Here is a 15,895-nt window from a genome sequence, read left to right as displayed (position 1 = left end):
TGTCATCATGAATTACCACACAATCGATAACTTCAAGGATATTTTCTCTATTCATCCAAAAGCGTTCCACATCAATTGTAATCGGGGGGAGATAAAATTCAATTTCATACTACATAAACCCATCCTCAGGTTCACCAACATTAAACCCTAATACTTTTGTTGCTTCTGATTTAAACCGTTCTATCCAAGAATCCCATTCACTCTTATTCATCTGTGCATAAAATGATAATCCGCTCGGCTCAACGGATGCCTGAATAAAAACATCATCATTTTCCTGCCCAAACCAGTGTGGAATTCCGTCTGTGTACCCAACCCAACCAGGCATAAGCTCATATATATTAGCAACTTTATTCCATACTTCATCAGGTAGATGAGCCCATATATTCAGATTACAATGATGAGAGTGTATTTTATCCATTTGCCTAGTCACAACCTCCAATTAAACTTCGTTCCCATCGTACCATATGTTGTAATTTCCGTCCTAACGCAAAATATTCACTTATAGTTGCCGAAAAGATGTGCCAGCCATTCCTAGCCTAGACAAACAGAAAAACCCTCTCAGTGAAGAGAGGGCGATCACTCCCAGGCATCATATCTCACAACGCCCCCCGCCTTAGCTCATAAAAATACCGCACAATCGGATGCTTCAACTCCATCTTCTCCGCCATACCCACAATCCGCTTTTTCCCAACTCTTCTATCCACCAGAGCCAGAATATTCAATACCATATCATTGCTCTCTAAGCTCTCCTCTATAGGCGTCGTTAAGAACTGATTAGCCACCACGATAAAATTCGATTTAACGAGTGCAGCCTGTGCTGACATTAGCTCTTTGGCATGTTCTGTACTTTTTCTGCTTCTGGCCATTACGATTAGGCGATCACCCGGCACTGGCCCCTTGGTGGCTTGTCTGACCGCTTCAATGTCGCTACTTGCGATAGGAATTTGGATATCTGGATCATTCTTAATTTCCAGTTCTGATTGATACCATCTGATAGGGTTCGTCTTATCACTCATATTGAGTACGTTCTTTTTATCTACCGAGATATAGCAAATCCCTGATTTATCAGGCAGATAACGGTACCCCGGTGCGCGGTATTCTACCCTTCCCTGTAACGCAGGACTGAGAAAGCCCTCCAGTTGTTGCTTCAATTTGCTCCAGGACATGTGATTCCCTCCCATATAAAAAAATGAGGAACGGCTTGCTGGCTCCGGGCTTGTCCCTTCCCCATCATCCGATCCTCACACTCTTTTTACGTCTATTCTATTTCCCGCTCGAAATTCAATAATTCAGGCTGCCTAATCCCCAAGCTCCCCCGCCCCGTCCTGCTCCTTGCTCCCAAACTCATCAAGCAGTGCACGCACTTCACTTGTGGACTTGGTGTTCATTAAGCTATTTCTTAACTCACTGGCCCCGCGGAAGCCGCGGACATAGATTTTGAAGAATCGTTGAAGCGGGCTGAACGAACGGGGAGCCTGTCCTGCGTATTGATCATAGAGATCCAGATGCAGCCGCAACAGATCAAGTAATTCGCTACTACTATGTTCCTTCGGCTCCTGCTCAAAAGCAAACGGATTCTGGAAAATACCGCGCCCGATCATAATCCCATCTACACCATATTGTTCAGCGAGCCTCAGGCCGGTCTGACGGTCAGGGATATCCCCGTTAATGGTCAGCAGTGTATGGGGTGCCACCTCATCACGAAGCTTTTTAATCTCCGGAATCAGCTCCCAGTGGGCATCTACTTTGCTCATTTCCTCTCGTGTGCGCAGATGAATGGACAGATTCACAATGTCTTGCTGCAAAATATGGGTTAACCAGCCACGCCATTCGTCGATGTCACTAAATCCGAGCCTTGTTTTGACACTGACGGGCAGTCCCCCGGCCTTTGCGGCCTGGATGATCTCCGCTGCGAGTTCGGGACGGCAGATCAGGCCGCTTCCCTTCCCGTTCTCTGCTACATTCGCTACAGGACAACCCATATTAAGATCAATGCCTTTGAAGCCTTCCTCAGCCATCCCGATGCTCATCTGACGGAAGTATTCCGGCTTATCTCCCCAGATATGCGCTACAATCGGTTGTTCATCCTCTGTAAACGTCAGACGGCCGCGCACTGCATGATGCCCCTCCGGGTGACAATAGCTCTCTGAATTCGCAAACTCCGTAAAAAACACATCCGGTCTAGCAGCAATACTTACGACATGGCGAAACACAACATCCGTCACATCTTCCATGGGCGCCAGTATGAAAAAAGGCCGTGGTAAATCACGCCAAAAATTATTCGTCATATTAAAAACCTCTCTATGTCTTATTGCTGCCTACATTTATCGGTCAACGAATCAATAAGTCGAGTTTAGCAACGACATCTGACAGTGTTATCTGTGGTACTTTGCAGATGAACGCTGCCTGTCGGGACTGCCAATCGAGACTCTTTACTTGGTCGGCAAGGATAACCCCTTCGATGGGCAGATCCTGCGGAATAACTACTTCAAACGGGTAGCCCTTTTGCTTCGAAGTTACCGGGCAGAGCAAACAAAGCCCTACCTTACCATTATAAGATGCAGGAGATACGACCAAGGCCGGACGTTTACCCGCCTGTTCATGCCCCGCTTGTGGACCCAACTGCAACCATACCAAGTCGCCGCGATCCGGCACATACCCGTTCGTTACCATACTTCCCGTCCTTGTAGCTCACCTGTAGGAACCTCTTTATGGAGATTTTCCGGTGTGACCTGGGAAAGGATTTCGTCCAGTGTAGCCGACTTCGGCTTTATTATAAGATGCCCATCTTCCACATCAAGATCGACTTCGGAGCCTTCCTCAATACCGACCTTCAAGGCAAGGGACTTCGGAATGCGAATGCCCAAGCTGTTACCCCATTTTTGAACCTGAAACATGGAACCGCCCCCTAGAATGTATAAACAAAGTATAAACATTCTGCCTTTGAAAGTCAAATCGTCAACATTCCCAATCAATACACGCAAAAGGACAGTGATACGGTTTTTCATGGTGTACATCCTTGGAAATTTCAATTATATAATTATTTTCCGGGTTCACACATGGTAAAATAAAGAAGAATTTACTATTGGGTGAATTCAACCTCGAGCGATAAAGAAGGAGAAAAAACATGAAAATATGCAGTGGCACCGCTCCGTGCAAGGTCTGAACCGGACGAAACTGCACGGAGCGGATAGAGTTCGTCCGTTCGGCTTTGCACTTTCATTGATTCGTTAAGAATTCATTGAAAGAGGAGCAGAGTCATGATAAAAAAATTAAAAACGAACGTCAGGGAGCTTCGAACGTTCCTGATTTTATGGATTACACAGTCATTTTCAGCACTGGGCAGTGCAATGACCTCCTTTGCCTTAGTGATCTGGTCTTATCAACAGCAAGGGTCGGCTCTTACCAGCTCGCTACTGGTTATCTGTTCCTATGCACCCTATGTCCTGCTGAGTATCTTTGCAGGTGCTCTGAGCGACCGGTGGAACAAGAAGGCCACCATGCTGATCAGCGACAGCTTTGCGGCACTTTGTACCGTTTCGATCCTTATTCTGATGACAACGGGTACACTCCAGATTTGGCATCTGTATTTGATCAATACGTTAAATGGACTGATGAACACTGTACAGCAGCCGGCGTCGGATGTAGCGATTAGCCTGTTGGCTCCGCAAAAACACTACCAGAAGGTAAGCGGGATGCGTTCCTTATCCAATTCATTGGTTACCATACTGACGCCTATACTCGCCACTTCAATGCTTTCCTTTACAAGTATCCGGGTTGTTATCCTGTTTGATCTGATTACCTTTGCCACAGCGTTCATGGCGTTGCTCTGTTGGGTCCATATCCCGCAAGTTCCAAAACAGAGCGGCACGGGGAGCGAGACGGTATTACAATCTGCCAAAAGCGGCTTACGGTATCTCAGGGACAACCGGGGCATTCTCGATTTGATCTTTTTTTTGGCCGTGATTAATTTTACCGCCTCTATCTTCAATGCTGCCCTGCCCGCAATGATGCTCTCACGTGTTGGCGGCGGAGAGTTAGCGTTAGGTATGGTCAACACCGTTACAGGGATAGCCATGATGGTTGGAAGCATTTCGGTTGCTATCTTGCCGTCGCCTAAAAGCCGGGTTCGGGTCATTTTGAATTGCCTGCTGTTCTCGATGAGCTCCGAGAATTTCATCCTTGCCTTCGGCAGAAGTACACCCGTGTGGTGTCTGGGCGCCATCCTCGGATGGATATTCATTCCGGTTATGAACGCTAATATGGATGTGCTTTTCCGCTCCACCATCCCGATTGAGATGCAGGGGCGTGTCTATTCGGCAAGGAATACGTTACAGTTTTTCACCATTCCTGTGGGATATCTGTGCGGTGGCGTTTTGGTTGACCGGGTGTTTGAACCCTTTATGGCAGGGCAGCCGATGAACAGCCTGTGGGTCACACTGGTCGGAACAGGCAAAGGCTCCGGAGCAGCCTTGCTATTTCTTGCGATCGGAATTTTCGGTGCATGCTCTTGCCTGCCGTTCCGGGCGGACAAACACATCTGGAAATTGGAAGAATAGTTGTCGCGGGGTAAAGAAATGTCTGAATTGACCATAGCTGGCAAGCTGTCCAATGGGTACGCTTAAGGTGCAGGAGCACTTTAAGGGAGGATGAAAGAGATGTATGAGCACCATAGACAGACGCTGGAGAAGCTGGTGGGGAAGCATGAGACGAACCCTTCCTGTCTGGCGGTAATCACCAGTGGTTCGGTAGCGCAAGGAACGGCCAAGGAAACCTCGGATGTGGATGTTCACCTCGTATTCACCGATGAAGCGTATGAAGAATATGACCGGAACAATACGCTGTCCTATGTGGACCATGAAGTCAGTACCTATGAAGGCGGATACGCCGATATCAAGGTGATCAACCTCCGGTTCTTGGAGCTTGCAGCCAAGCGGGGTAACGAGCCGACGAGGTATGCTTTTACCGGTTCAGACGTTGTGTTCTCCAGAATCCCGGAGCTGGACGATCTGGTAGCCCGAATCCCCGTCTATCCTGAAGAGAACCGGGACCGCAATCTGCGGGACTTTTGCGCCCAGATCTTCCTGTACGCTTTTTACTTCGCCAAAGAGGCGGCCCGGAAGAACGATGCTTACCTGCTCGCTCACACAGCCAGCAATCTGGTATTCTTCAGCGGGAGAATGATTCTGGCTTATAACCGGAGGCTCTTTCCAAGCCACAAGGGGCTTCTGGATGCCGTAGATGCTGCAGAACATAAGCCGAAGGACTTCCGTAAGCTCGCTGCAGAGCTGCTGCAGTCGCCCGGTGCAGATAAGAGTATGCGCTTTGCCGCGAGGATGCTGGCTTTCTATAATCACGGCCTTACCTTCGAGCAGGCGCTGGGGATTTATGTGCTGAACAACGAGCGCTCCTGGACAGAGCAGCCTCCTTCCCTGCAGGACCGTTAATACAAACAGCGACTCTCCGGTGATCGGAGGTCGCTGTTTTGACGTTTGGACTATAGATGGCTGGCCGCATTATAGACCCGGCGCTGCTGCGCCTCGGCCATGATCAGGGATTGCAGGCGTACGCGTTCCCATGTATCCTCCAGCCTTTCCGCCTTTTGGCCGCTCATTATCTCCGCGAAAGCTTCAAGCTGGTTCACATAATAGTTCATCGGCTCAAATTCGCACAGGGTGCTGCGGTTGTCCGGAAGATCATGCCGTATTTTGATTTTGTAGAATCCTTTGACCGGCCGGAAGAAATCCGGGACTGTCAGCACCGTATGCTCGAAATACAAGGTATGCGAAGCCCGGAAAGGAAGCTCAAAGGAAGTAAGACACTCCGCTTCCAGACCGTTCTCATATTGCAGCGCCGCCTGAAAGGTCCAATCGCAGCCTTCCGGTCCGTCAAAAGCCGACTGCGCCCTAATCTCTCGGGGCTGAAGACCGACCAGGGTCTGCAGGAACTGCAGCCAATAACACCCCAGGTCGGTAAAAGCGCCTCCGCCTTTAGCCTTGACACTGCGGTAATTTCCGGCATATCTGTCCTTGGCAGGGACGGATATTCTTGTACTGATCCTGTGGAGCGGACCGAATTGCCCGGAGCGGACAATAGATTGGAGTGCCTGCTGCCAGGGGTGGAAGGCAATCATCAGACCTTCGGCAAGCTTCGGAGTGGCGGATTGTTCTTTTACCAGCCGTAACCGTTCCGCTTCTTCGGGATTCAGGCATATCGGCTTTTCTACCAATACATGCTTACCCGCCTTCAAAGCCCGGACTGCCCATTCTGTATGAAGCTCATTACTGAGTGCAATATATACTCCATCCAGCTCGCCAAGCTCCAGCAGTTCCTCCAGACTGCCCGCCACATAAGGAATCTGGTAGGAATCCGCCAGTTTCGCCGCTTTTTCAAAGGTCCGGTTGGCGATTGCCGTTATCCGAACCTTCTCCACAACCCGCGCAGGCTCCAGTATGGCCGGTACAGCAATGTTCGACGAACCCAGGATTCCGAGCTTGTAGGCAGGTTGTTCATCCCCGTTCTTCATACATGCGTTAGCGCAGCATAAGTATTCAAGTACAGCACATTGCATTTGGAACAAGCCGGGGACAAGCCTTCATCCAGAATCCGCCGCAGCCTGTCGTAGCGGGCTGAATTCCATATTTCCGTCAGCGTCTGCTCCTTCACATTGCCAATAGCCAGCTCGCCAAAAAATTTACATGCACTCACCATGCCATTCGGAGCAATATCCACCCGGGTACTGAGCGCCAGACATTTCGACGTACTGCGGGAGGCCATCGGCTTGCCGGCAACAAAATCTTCGATTTCATCAAAGTCCAGCCCCGGCTGATAACGGATTCGGGTATTGTGCCAAGTGTGGCTGTTGATCCGTTTCAGGTCTTCGGTTAGCCTTGTGACATTCTCAGGCTTAATATGGTATTTGAAGGCATGCCAGCTGCTCCGGTGATCCGGCGGAAGCTCAGCCAGCCACTGAAAGTGTTCATCGTAGAAGCGGTCCATTTCCAGACTGGTTTCCGCAGAGATATACCACGGGAAGCAAAGCAATACCAGATCGACGCCCTTTTGCTCAAAAAACTCCACCAGCTCGTACAACCGGCCGATCATATTGTCATTAATCACATTGTGCACAGAGATCCGGCCGCGGAAGCGGCCTTGCTTGCGCAGTTCAAGCAGCCGTTCGACGCTCTCGACCACTTTGTGAAAGGAACCTTTGCCGCGCAGTATATCGTGCTCCTCCTCGAACCCTTCTATCGGAATCAGCAGTTCCAGGTTGTCAGAGATCGCACACAGCTCCTCTTCGTACTTAGGAATCAGATAGGCGTTAGTACAGATCGTTGTATCCCGGGGATGCTCCTTCAGAAGCTCCAGAATCTGCCGGGTATTCCGGTGAAAAAGCGGCTCGCCCCCCCATAAATACAAACGGGACTGTGCCTCATCCGTCTCCTCCAGAAGCCTCTGGATCATCTCCAGATCCATATCCAGGTTCTGCTCGGCGGTGTCCATATCATGATGATAGCCGGATTCATTCCATTGGTAGCAATGCTTGCAGCGGAGATTACAGCGGTTGGTCAGCTTCAGGGACATAATTTCCGGCATGACGGTTCTGAACCCGGGATCATGTTTGCGTTCTCTGTGTGGAACCACGACATTCTTGATCGTGCGTTTCAGAGCCTCAAAGGACTTGGCATCAAGGTTAACTCTACTGGTAGGCTGCATTAGCTTCTCCCTTCTGCTGCGGATCGTTGTTCCGCATAGCTTGCCGCATAGTCTGGATACTGGCCCCTGGCTGACCTGAGGTTATCCGCCAGCTTACGCAATTTCTCACGGTCAAAGCCCGATTCGGCCCACTCCCCGTAACGGATGCCGTAACCAAGCTCTACCCATAGATCACTGTTAATCTTCTCGTGCGGGCCAAAGGGGTCCAGCAGCACCAGCGGAGTGCCCGAAGTAAGAGAATCAATCAAGGCGCCTCCTCCCGGCTTGCTGATTACTGCGGATGTCTGCCGGATGACACCATACATCCCATCCTGATAGTTACGGCAGGGCGGAAAACGGTCTGCCTGGTTACCGGTTACCTCTGCAAAAGGCGGGAAGGTATACTGCCCGCTGCTGTCACGCTTCCAGGTCCGCCACTCCGGGTCGTTCATATAATAACGTCTTCCATGGATGGCCGCTCCAATCTCCTGAGAGCTGTACGCGGCGATATCCAGCTCATACCCTGCCGACTCCAGAGCATCAAACTTCTCGCGGAAGGTTCCAATTCCCCAGCCGCCGCCATGAACAACCAGTCTTCCGTTCCTAGCCGAAGGGGGCAGCGCTTCCAGGGGACCGGCATCTATACTGTATCGAATCTCCCGTTTCGCGGGATCATACATGCTTACTTCACGGTAGCCTTCCGCGTAACCGGGGTTCAGCCTGCGGAGATTCTTCCATGATGGCGAAAGATCGGCATCAATATAGAGCAGGTCGGCATCCACAGGAAAGCCGGCTAATTCACGGTACCTGTCCATAACATGCACCCAGTGCCCGGATAATACAATGAAGCGCTGTCTTCCTTCCTGCTTCCATTGCTGAAGTAAACGTTCCACGGCTGCAGCATCCAGGCTGCTCCGGATATCCGCCGGTATTTTCTGTGAGGTTAAGGCTACGGCAAAGTTCTGCTGGTACGCTTTGCGGCTGTTGTCCGTCTGCTTTTTTTTGCTGTCCGGCATGAGTGTTTCAAAAACTTCAATCTCCGCCTGGATGCCAAGTGCTATGAGTCTCCGTTCAATCAGCAGGCCGGGGACATAGAAGCCCAGACCAAAACCAGAACATAGAATAGTCACGGTGTTATTCATAGGAGGATCCCTTTCTTTATCGCAGTATAGTATAGCCAGTGCGCAGAAGCGATTCGTCCAGCTTGCGGATGAGTCTATTCTTGCTGTCTTCATTCCGGTAAGCGAGTGCTGCATACAGTTTGCCTTTGGCGGAGCCGGTGGATCGGGAAGAGGCTGGAGGCTGGAGTGTACCCGAAGTCAAAGGAATCACTCCTTCCCCCTCTTCCAGCGAAAATAAAACGTCTTCTTGCGCAAGCCGCCCCAGCAGCTCTTCATAATGAACCTCGCCTAGGGTTGCCAGCGGTACCTGTATTAGACAGGTGTGCATCCCCTCCTGCTTGAGATGGCGGTCTACATTATGCTTGATCAGACTCATCGACTTCCGGGCATTGATCTCCACCAGAGGGGCGAGGCTCCCGTCACGCAGCAGCATTGAATCCACGCATACATCACCGAAATAACCATCTGCATACAGCTCCCGCCCAATGCTATGCATGGTTTCCCAATATCCTTCCCGGTCCAGCCTATCGAGCAGAGACGGCTCCGGGGAATGTGACTCTCCGAAAGCAAAACCGTGGTTGACCAGTTGCTGAACGGACAATATCGAGATCCGGCCTTCCGGATCAATGTGAAATTGACAGGAGAAGTCTGTCTCCCGGTCCAGCAGAGGTTCGAGCACAAACTTTATTCTTTTGTCCTGGTTCCGGCTGGACTCCAGGTACCCGGCAATTCTGCGCAACACCCGCTCAGAGTCCACGAGCTGATTTCCTTTGCCGGATACACCATACTCATCCTTGATCAGAAAAGCCCCCTTCTCCAGCAACGCTTGTCCTGATTGCAGCAACTCTTCCGTGCTATGGACGACAAGAGCGATATTCGGCAGCAGCAGCCTGTCCCGCATAGCAGCAGAGTAGGTTTTGGTGTTCACTTTACGTACAATCTGTTCATCCGGAATAACGGGCAGAAGCTTATACCGCCTAACCGCCTCATGCGTCCCGGGAAGCACGGCAAACGGTTCAAGGAACCATCCTTCCGGTATTAAGCTGCCCAGTTCCTGCCCGGGGTCCAGCCTGCCCAGCAACTCAAATACATTCAGCGCGTTCTGTGCTGTGCCTGATTCCTCCACTCCCAAGGTTAACGGATTCCTATTGGTCCTAAATGAATAATCGAGCGATTGCAGATAGTCATATTGAGCCTTGTCCATACCCTGACGGGTTAATAGAATATCTCCGCTCCTGCAGAAGACAAACAGCATCTCATCCATGGCCTGCACAATAGCCAGAGCCTTCGCATCAGGAACGGACGGCAGAGCAGCCAGGTCTTCCTCCCGCCAGTACCGTTCTGACTCCAGGCTGCCGCAGTGCACAGCGTTCTTCATCGTACGGCAAGCCCCGCGACATAATCGGAGAAGCGGTCTACCGATTTCAAATGTTCAAGATCAAAGGTATCGAAATCTACTTCGACATCGAATTCGTCTTCGATTCTCAGAATAAAGTTGATGATTTGCAGGGAATCAAGTGCGGCGTCCAGCGTCAGATCTGAAGCTCCGTTCAGCGTCTGAAGCAGGCCCGGTTCCTCTTTGATTTCGGCGATAATTTCAATGACCTTCTGCTGCATGTGTATACCCCTTTCAGTATGCATATTAGGAATGAATAGAAAGAATATACCAAAAGTTGAACTGTTAATATATGGTTGAATGCGCCAAAATATTCAGCTATACTAGGGTGGATTCCAAGTTGTCCATCATAAGGAAGCAGGAAACGGAGGTTTGTTTATGGAAGGTTTTCCGGTATTTACTGGGGAATATCTATTTGACTCCTGTTCACCGGTACAAATGCTCCTGACTCAGGAAACGGTCACATCGGTATGTCATCAGCACGATTTTTTGGAGCTCGCTTATGTGGTTCAAGGGGAAGGAATCCATCTGGCGGGTGAGGATAAAATGCAGGTTATGCAGGGAGACTTGTTAGTTATACCTCCCGGGGTTTCCCATGTCTTTCACCCTCAGGATCTGACCGGTGCAGAGCCGCTCCTCATCTTCAATTGCATGCTCAGGCCTGAGCTTTGCAGGATTCTCAGAGAGCTGCCGGGACCCTTCTCCGAAGGGCATATGTTACCATTCCTGAAGCTTCTGGAGGTGAAACATTGGTTCGGATATAGGGGGAAAAGCGTGGAGCTAACCTTATTGCTCCGCCGTATGCAGGGGATGCAAAACTATGGCTCACTTAGGGGTCAACAGCAGCTATACCCGTTGCTGTTCGAAGTGGCGAACCTCATTATGCCCGCAGCAACCGTCCCTTTCACTCAGCAGCCCGGGAAGGACTATGATCCGCTGCATGACGTCATCCTGTATATGATCAGTAATTTCAGGAAAAAAATCACGCTGCAGGAGATGAGCCGGCAGATTGCGGTGAGCTCCCGCCAGTTCCAGCGATTATTCAAAATTAAGACCGGCAGGTCCTACATCCAGATGCTACAGGAAATCCGCATGAAATACAGCTGCATTCTGCTGATGTTCACGAAGCTTGGGATACAGTCCGTTGCACTGGAGGTCGGAATTTACGATATGAAATATTTCTACCGGCTATTCCGTGAATATAGCGGGATGACTCCGGCTTCTTATCGAAACCGGTTGCAGAGTCATTTTTTGTCGGCGAAGGAGATGATGAGCAGTGCTGAACATTGCTCCCATTAAGAGTACCCCCTACCCCACCCTGCGCAGTTGTATTGATGACTGCATCCAGTCTGTTGCGAAGTGGCAGGGAACAGACAGCAAGTGTATGTACGGCAATGCCTGGCAGATGTCCTTTGAAGCACAGCAGTCCCCGGATCAGCCGTTGATAGAGCGGTTAATGCTTCCACGGATCAGTACAGAATCCCTGTCTGCGTACCATGGCCTTAGGTTCAGTTATATCGAACGAAAGGGCCCGGCTATGGATAAGAACTTTATGCTGGATATCCTGGAGAGCCGGCTGTCCTCAGGAATGCCGGTCCTGGTTGGATTCGATTCTTATGACTGCCCCTGGTGTGTGGCCTTCCGCAGGCTGCATACCAGCCATGCTTGTCTCGCCGTTGGACTGGACCGTTCGAGCAACATCATTTATCTGACGGATGCCTATTATGGCAAAGAGCTTGAAGCTGTGGATTTTGATCTCCTTGAGCAAGCCTGCCATTTCTATGCCTTATTTGATCTTTGTGATGCTTCGCGTTCCTACACAGATTGGCAGACTACGCTTCAAGGAATGCTGACGAATCCAACCCATCCGATTCAGCCGGACCAGGTTGCAGCGCAGCTAACCGCCTATGCGGACGCCTATCTGGAGGAGGGAGTTACCGGCGACGGGACTGCCGAAGCCAGTTCTAACTTCAAGATCTACGCCAACGCCCTGCCGATCAGCAGAATCCGGTTCAGCCTGTTCCTGCAGCTGCTTGACGATGGTGCCCATGTGCCTGCACTCTCCCGGGCCGCCGAGGGCTACCGGCATGCAGGAGAGCAGTGGGATCTGATTAATCAATTTATAATCAAGGTGATGTGTTCCGGCAATAAGCCGGCTGCGCGTGTGAAGATTCATAAGAAGATGAGTGAGATCATCAGCTTGGAAGAGCAGCTTCTGGATGAATTGGTAGAGTTAACAATGATCATCAACAACCATTATTAACTCTCCTTAATTCTGCACAAGCACAAAAAAAGAAGACGCACAGGAATTAGGAGTTTCCTGCGTCTTCTTTTCATTGGTGATGCCACAGGGTGGAATCACGTAATCTAATTCTCTCTCCGAAGACCATCTACAATATTTACTTTATTTATCCTATACATCGGCCAAATCGCGGCGGCGAGCGACGTAATCATCGCACCCGCGAAGGCAATGCCGATACTGGCCCACGGGAATACCCAGGCTGTATCCAAAATGCCTGCGAAGAGTACATGTAGTCCATAATTCAGAGCCGTCCCTAGCAGAATACCGATCAAGGAGGCCAATAAACCATAGAATATCCCTTCTAAAATAATCATTTTCCTCACTTCATTCTGCATCATGCCGATGGCCTTCAGCACTGCAAACTCTTACGTACGAAGGATCAGATTCGTACTTACGGTATTCATAATGTTCAAGAAACCAATGAGCACAATGACACCGATGAAGCCATACAGCAAGATACTGAACGTCATGGCGTCATTTTTGGCCTGAGCGATTTCCGTCACCCGATCCGTATAATTAAATCCGGCATCCTTTTCATTTAATGATTTGAGATAGTCTGTTATAGGCAGGCTCGATAGCTCCGGATTAGCCAGGATGAAGATTCTGGAATAAGTATCGGTTCCCATGATCCTGGAATAGACTTCCGGGGAAGTAAAGAATGAAAGAACTTGACTGCTATTATATTCGTTCGACAGCAAATCCTGATCGACAATCCCCGCTACTGTCACGGTTAGATTTCCTTTAGCTTCCCGTCCATGGCTCGAATGGTGATGTGGTCTCCAAGGCCCGAAATAAAAAAGATTCGGGCAGTGAGGTGATGCTCTTTATTTTATTTGAACAACGGCATTGAGCGGAGATCAGATAGATCAAAACCATTTGCCATCTGCACCCCTCAAAAAAAAGCTGCTCTGCCAATACGCCAATAGTTGCAGATCCGGCTGCCGCCGCAAGCCTTCTCGGCATTTCCCCCAGAAACAGCATGACAAAAGAAAGAAGAGTTAATAATATCTCGACAGTCGAAAGTTGTCATGATTCCTCCCTTATATAAGCTGTTCGTGGTCTTGTACATAAGGACTAGCTCCAATCGAATACTCTTTTTCATTTCAATAAATGCCTCAGCTTATCTGGGTTCCTAATAAAGTACAGGTTGCAAATCGCATTTCTCTCAACGTGTATCAGCACAACAACTTCGATGCCCTCGCCTGAACGGACAACAAGCCCTGTTTGACCATTTATATCCGTCATCTCTACATGCACGCCTCCTTCGTAATGAGGAGCCTTACGAATTAGACCGAGAAGGAACCGGGCGACGGGATCGCGCGATTCAATAGGACGGACGGCGGCGAACGCTTTGCCCCCTCCATCAGAGACCAACACGACATCTTCGGCGAGTATGGATACAACCGTGTCCACGTTTCCCAGTTCGAGAGCCTTCAGGAATCGACGGACCCACTCTTCGCTCGCCGCTTCTGAGTGGACCTGCTCATCACGGGTAATCCCCATCTTCCCTCTCGCACGGCTGAACAGTTTGCGGCAATTTGCTTCACTTTTGTCAACAAGTTCAGCAATATCTGAATATTCAAAGCCGAGCGCTTCACGAAGCACGAACACCGCCCGTTCCGTATGGGATAGCCTTTCAAGCAACACGAGCATAGCGTAAGACAACAGCTCATCACGAACAACCGCTTCAAACGATTCATCATTGGGCGTAAGAATGGGCTCGGGAAGCCATTGTCCGAAATACAGTTCCCGCCGTTTACGCGCCGATTTGAATAAATCCCGACAGCGATTAGTCACCATTTTGCACAGATATGCTCTGGGTTTAACCAGACGCGCCAGATCTACGTCATTGATCTTCAGGAATACGTCCTGCACAACATCCTCCGCATCGGAAGCCGACCCGGTCAGTTGGTAGGCAAGCGTAAACAGCAGCGCTTTATACTGCTCATATAACTCTTGCATCTTCCCACTTCCAATCTTAGCCTCGAATCCTCTACTTAGTTACATTATTTTAACAGACTTGGCGCATCCCATGTAAATTTCCTCAGTCGCCAACCCAGCTTTCCCGTAAAAACAATATCTACCCCCAATATACGTGTCCATGCCATTCCATGCCCCGGACCTAAGCCAAAGCAGAAAAAGTCTATAAACCCCTTATGCGAAGGTGCAGGGCGCCCTTCAAGATCCGCCGACAAAATCTTCCCAAGCCTTGCCGCTTGAGCGGTCGCTTCCTTACACGTCTTCCCGTCCGCCCGTCCGCTAGCAGGGTCTACGATTCGGGCGCAGTCGCCAATGCTGTATACACCCTGAGTACCCTGAACCCGGTAACTTGCATCTACGATCACGTATCCTTCCGGAGTGACCGGTAACCCGATGTTTCGCAGCGTTGGATTGGGTAGAAGCCCCAGCGTCCAAACACATAGACCGACAGACATCGTTTCTCCGCTAGATAAGGTAAGCGTTCCCTCTTTCTCCTGTAAAACTCTGCTCCCTTGTAAGACGGTTACTCCGCAAGCTTCAAGTGAACGTTCCAGTTTAAGTCCTACCTTGGTCGGGCCATCCGGGAATAGCCTCTTGTTCGTGTTAAATAGTTTTATCCGCACAGCGCCCGGATCAAGTCCCCATTGCTGCGCATCTTCTCGAACGAAATGAGCCAGTTCGGCAGATGTCTCGATGCCGCTTATACCTGCTCCCGCAACGGCAATGGTCATTAATCTCTGACGCTCTTTCGCGTTTGTTTCCTTAACGGCTTTTTGCATATTCGTGCGCCACGCTTCTCTGATCTTCCACGCGGCATCCAAGCTCGCCAATGCCATCCCCCCCTGATCAAGGTCGGGTTGCCGTACGATGCTGCCTACCGTCAAAACGAGAATGTCATATTCCATCGAATTCTCAATTCCTTCGGCATCCTGATAAAGCAGCCTTCTCTTCTCTGATTCGATTTTGGTTACGGTAGCCTGAACGAATTCGACCCCCACGGGAAACAACCTTGTCAGTGGGACAATTATATCTTCGTTTCCAGCCGCAGGCTTAAAAAGCAAAACTTTACGAAGGTGATAGGGATTCTTATCGATTAGAATGAGTCGAAGCGGACGCTGGCTTGACTCACCCTTTAACGTTTTTCGAATCGCATTAACCGCATTGATGCCCGCATATCCTCCGCCAACGATGATGCATATCAATTCTTTCATTGCAACCACTCCTTATTTTGTTTTGCTTATAAAACGAGATAAGGGGTCGTGTTGTGACAACAGCGATAAGTTGACGACTGCTGATTATTCGTACTCACGGATATTAAACGGTATAAAACATGCCTTACCTTTGTCGGTAATTATTTTCGATTGAGAATTGAATCTTTATCATTTTTCCCTTTGTTTGCTG

18 protein-coding genes are annotated in these 15,895 nt (G+C 49.9%); 4 read left to right on the top strand and 14 right to left on the bottom strand.

What is annotated here, in order from left to right; all coding sequences use genetic code 11:
• Window positions 1-109 precede the first annotated feature (109 nt).
• The 5 genes from A3849_RS18460 to A3849_RS18440 form a co-directional block, all read right to left on the bottom strand.
• A complete protein-coding gene (locus A3849_RS18460) occupies window positions 110-418 on the bottom strand; it encodes a hypothetical protein (RefSeq protein ID WP_074112742.1) in 309 nt (102 codons plus the stop codon).
• A 178-nt stretch (window positions 419-596) separates the two neighbouring features.
• Complete coding sequence (locus A3849_RS18455) at window positions 597-1,166, bottom strand: SF0329 family protein (protein ID WP_074112741.1); 570 nt, start codon at window positions 1,164-1,166, stop codon at window positions 597-599.
• 132 nt (window positions 1,167-1,298) lie between these two features.
• Complete coding sequence (locus A3849_RS18450; protein WP_074112740.1) at window positions 1,299-2,288, bottom strand: tRNA dihydrouridine synthase; 990 nt, start codon at window positions 2,286-2,288, stop codon at window positions 1,299-1,301.
• Between the two features lie 43 nt (window positions 2,289-2,331).
• Window positions 2,332-2,673 carry an endoribonuclease MazF gene (mazF, locus tag A3849_RS18445; protein ID WP_074112739.1) on the bottom strand — a complete coding sequence of 114 codons (342 nt, stop codon included), beginning with the start codon at window positions 2,671-2,673 and terminating at the stop codon, window positions 2,332-2,334.
• Window positions 2,667-2,897: an AbrB/MazE/SpoVT family DNA-binding domain-containing protein gene (locus A3849_RS18440; RefSeq protein ID WP_074112759.1), complete on the bottom strand. Its 231-nt coding sequence runs from the start codon at window positions 2,895-2,897 to the stop codon at window positions 2,667-2,669. The genes mazF and A3849_RS18440 overlap by 7 nt, the downstream gene beginning before the upstream one ends.
• 363 nt (window positions 2,898-3,260) lie before the next feature.
• Between A3849_RS18440 and A3849_RS18435 the strand changes: the two genes are divergently transcribed.
• Together A3849_RS18435 and A3849_RS18430 are read left to right on the top strand one after the other, a co-directional pair.
• Window positions 3,261-4,559, top strand: a complete 1,299-nt coding sequence (locus A3849_RS18435; RefSeq protein ID WP_074112738.1) for an MFS transporter — start codon at window positions 3,261-3,263, stop codon at window positions 4,557-4,559.
• A 99-nt stretch (window positions 4,560-4,658) separates the two neighbouring features.
• On the top strand, window positions 4,659-5,447 hold the full coding sequence (locus tag A3849_RS18430) for a nucleotidyltransferase domain-containing protein (RefSeq protein WP_074112737.1): 789 nt from the start codon (window positions 4,659-4,661) through the stop codon (window positions 5,445-5,447).
• Window positions 5,448-5,497: 50 nt separating this feature from the next.
• Here A3849_RS18430 and A3849_RS18425 read toward each other — a convergent pair whose 3' ends face one another.
• The 5 genes from A3849_RS18425 to A3849_RS18405 are packed head-to-tail and all read right to left on the bottom strand — an operon-like array spanning window position 5,498 to window position 10,433.
• Window positions 5,498-6,526, bottom strand: a complete 1,029-nt coding sequence (locus tag A3849_RS18425; RefSeq protein WP_074112736.1) for a Gfo/Idh/MocA family protein — start codon at window positions 6,524-6,526, stop codon at window positions 5,498-5,500.
• Window positions 6,523-7,716 carry a radical SAM/SPASM domain-containing protein gene (locus A3849_RS18420; RefSeq protein WP_074112735.1) on the bottom strand — a complete coding sequence of 398 codons (1,194 nt, stop codon included), beginning with the start codon at window positions 7,714-7,716 and terminating at the stop codon, window positions 6,523-6,525. Before A3849_RS18420 ends, A3849_RS18425 begins: the two co-directional genes overlap by 4 nt.
• Complete coding sequence (locus A3849_RS18415) at window positions 7,716-8,837, bottom strand: glycosyltransferase family protein (protein WP_074112734.1); 1,122 nt, start codon at window positions 8,835-8,837, stop codon at window positions 7,716-7,718. Before A3849_RS18415 ends, A3849_RS18420 begins: the two co-directional genes overlap by 1 nt.
• A gap of 16 nt (window positions 8,838-8,853) precedes the next feature.
• Complete coding sequence (locus A3849_RS18410; RefSeq protein WP_074112733.1) at window positions 8,854-10,194, bottom strand: ATP-grasp domain-containing protein; 1,341 nt, start codon at window positions 10,192-10,194, stop codon at window positions 8,854-8,856.
• On the bottom strand, window positions 10,191-10,433 hold the full coding sequence (locus A3849_RS18405) for an acyl carrier protein (protein WP_074084275.1): 243 nt from the start codon (window positions 10,431-10,433) through the stop codon (window positions 10,191-10,193). The genes A3849_RS18410 and A3849_RS18405 overlap by 4 nt, the downstream gene beginning before the upstream one ends.
• A 157-nt stretch (window positions 10,434-10,590) precedes the next feature.
• Between A3849_RS18405 and A3849_RS18400 the strand changes: the two genes are divergently transcribed.
• Together A3849_RS18400 and A3849_RS18395 are read left to right on the top strand one after the other, a co-directional pair.
• Window positions 10,591-11,511 carry an AraC family transcriptional regulator gene (locus tag A3849_RS18400; protein WP_074112732.1) on the top strand — a complete coding sequence of 307 codons (921 nt, stop codon included), beginning with the start codon at window positions 10,591-10,593 and terminating at the stop codon, window positions 11,509-11,511.
• Window positions 11,489-12,475 (top strand): hypothetical protein, encoded by a 987-nt coding sequence (locus A3849_RS18395; protein WP_074112731.1) that lies wholly within the window; start codon window positions 11,489-11,491, stop codon window positions 12,473-12,475. Before A3849_RS18400 ends, A3849_RS18395 begins: the two co-directional genes overlap by 23 nt.
• A gap of 104 nt (window positions 12,476-12,579) precedes the next feature.
• Here A3849_RS18395 and A3849_RS18390 read toward each other — a convergent pair whose 3' ends face one another.
• The 4 genes from A3849_RS18390 to A3849_RS18375 form a co-directional block, all read right to left on the bottom strand.
• Window positions 12,580-12,870, bottom strand: a complete 291-nt coding sequence (locus tag A3849_RS18390; RefSeq protein WP_143191857.1) for an ABC transporter permease — start codon at window positions 12,868-12,870, stop codon at window positions 12,580-12,582.
• Window positions 12,871-12,879: 9 nt separating this feature from the next.
• A complete protein-coding gene (locus A3849_RS18385) occupies window positions 12,880-13,242 on the bottom strand; it encodes an ABC transporter permease family protein (RefSeq protein ID WP_074112729.1) in 363 nt (120 codons plus the stop codon).
• Between the two features lie 370 nt (window positions 13,243-13,612).
• Complete coding sequence (locus tag A3849_RS18380; protein WP_074100328.1) at window positions 13,613-14,476, bottom strand: RNA polymerase sigma-70 factor; 864 nt, start codon at window positions 14,474-14,476, stop codon at window positions 13,613-13,615.
• A 44-nt stretch (window positions 14,477-14,520) separates the two neighbouring features.
• Complete coding sequence (locus A3849_RS18375) at window positions 14,521-15,705, bottom strand: NAD(P)/FAD-dependent oxidoreductase (protein ID WP_074112728.1); 1,185 nt, start codon at window positions 15,703-15,705, stop codon at window positions 14,521-14,523.
• Window positions 15,706-15,895: the final 190 nt, after the last annotated feature.

The sequence above is a fragment of the Paenibacillus sp. P46E genome, assembly GCF_001909095.1.
Taxonomy (GTDB): Bacteria; Bacillota; Bacilli; order Paenibacillales; family Paenibacillaceae; genus Paenibacillus_AQ; species Paenibacillus_AQ helianthi.
This window is presented reverse-complemented; position numbering and strand designations above follow the sequence as displayed.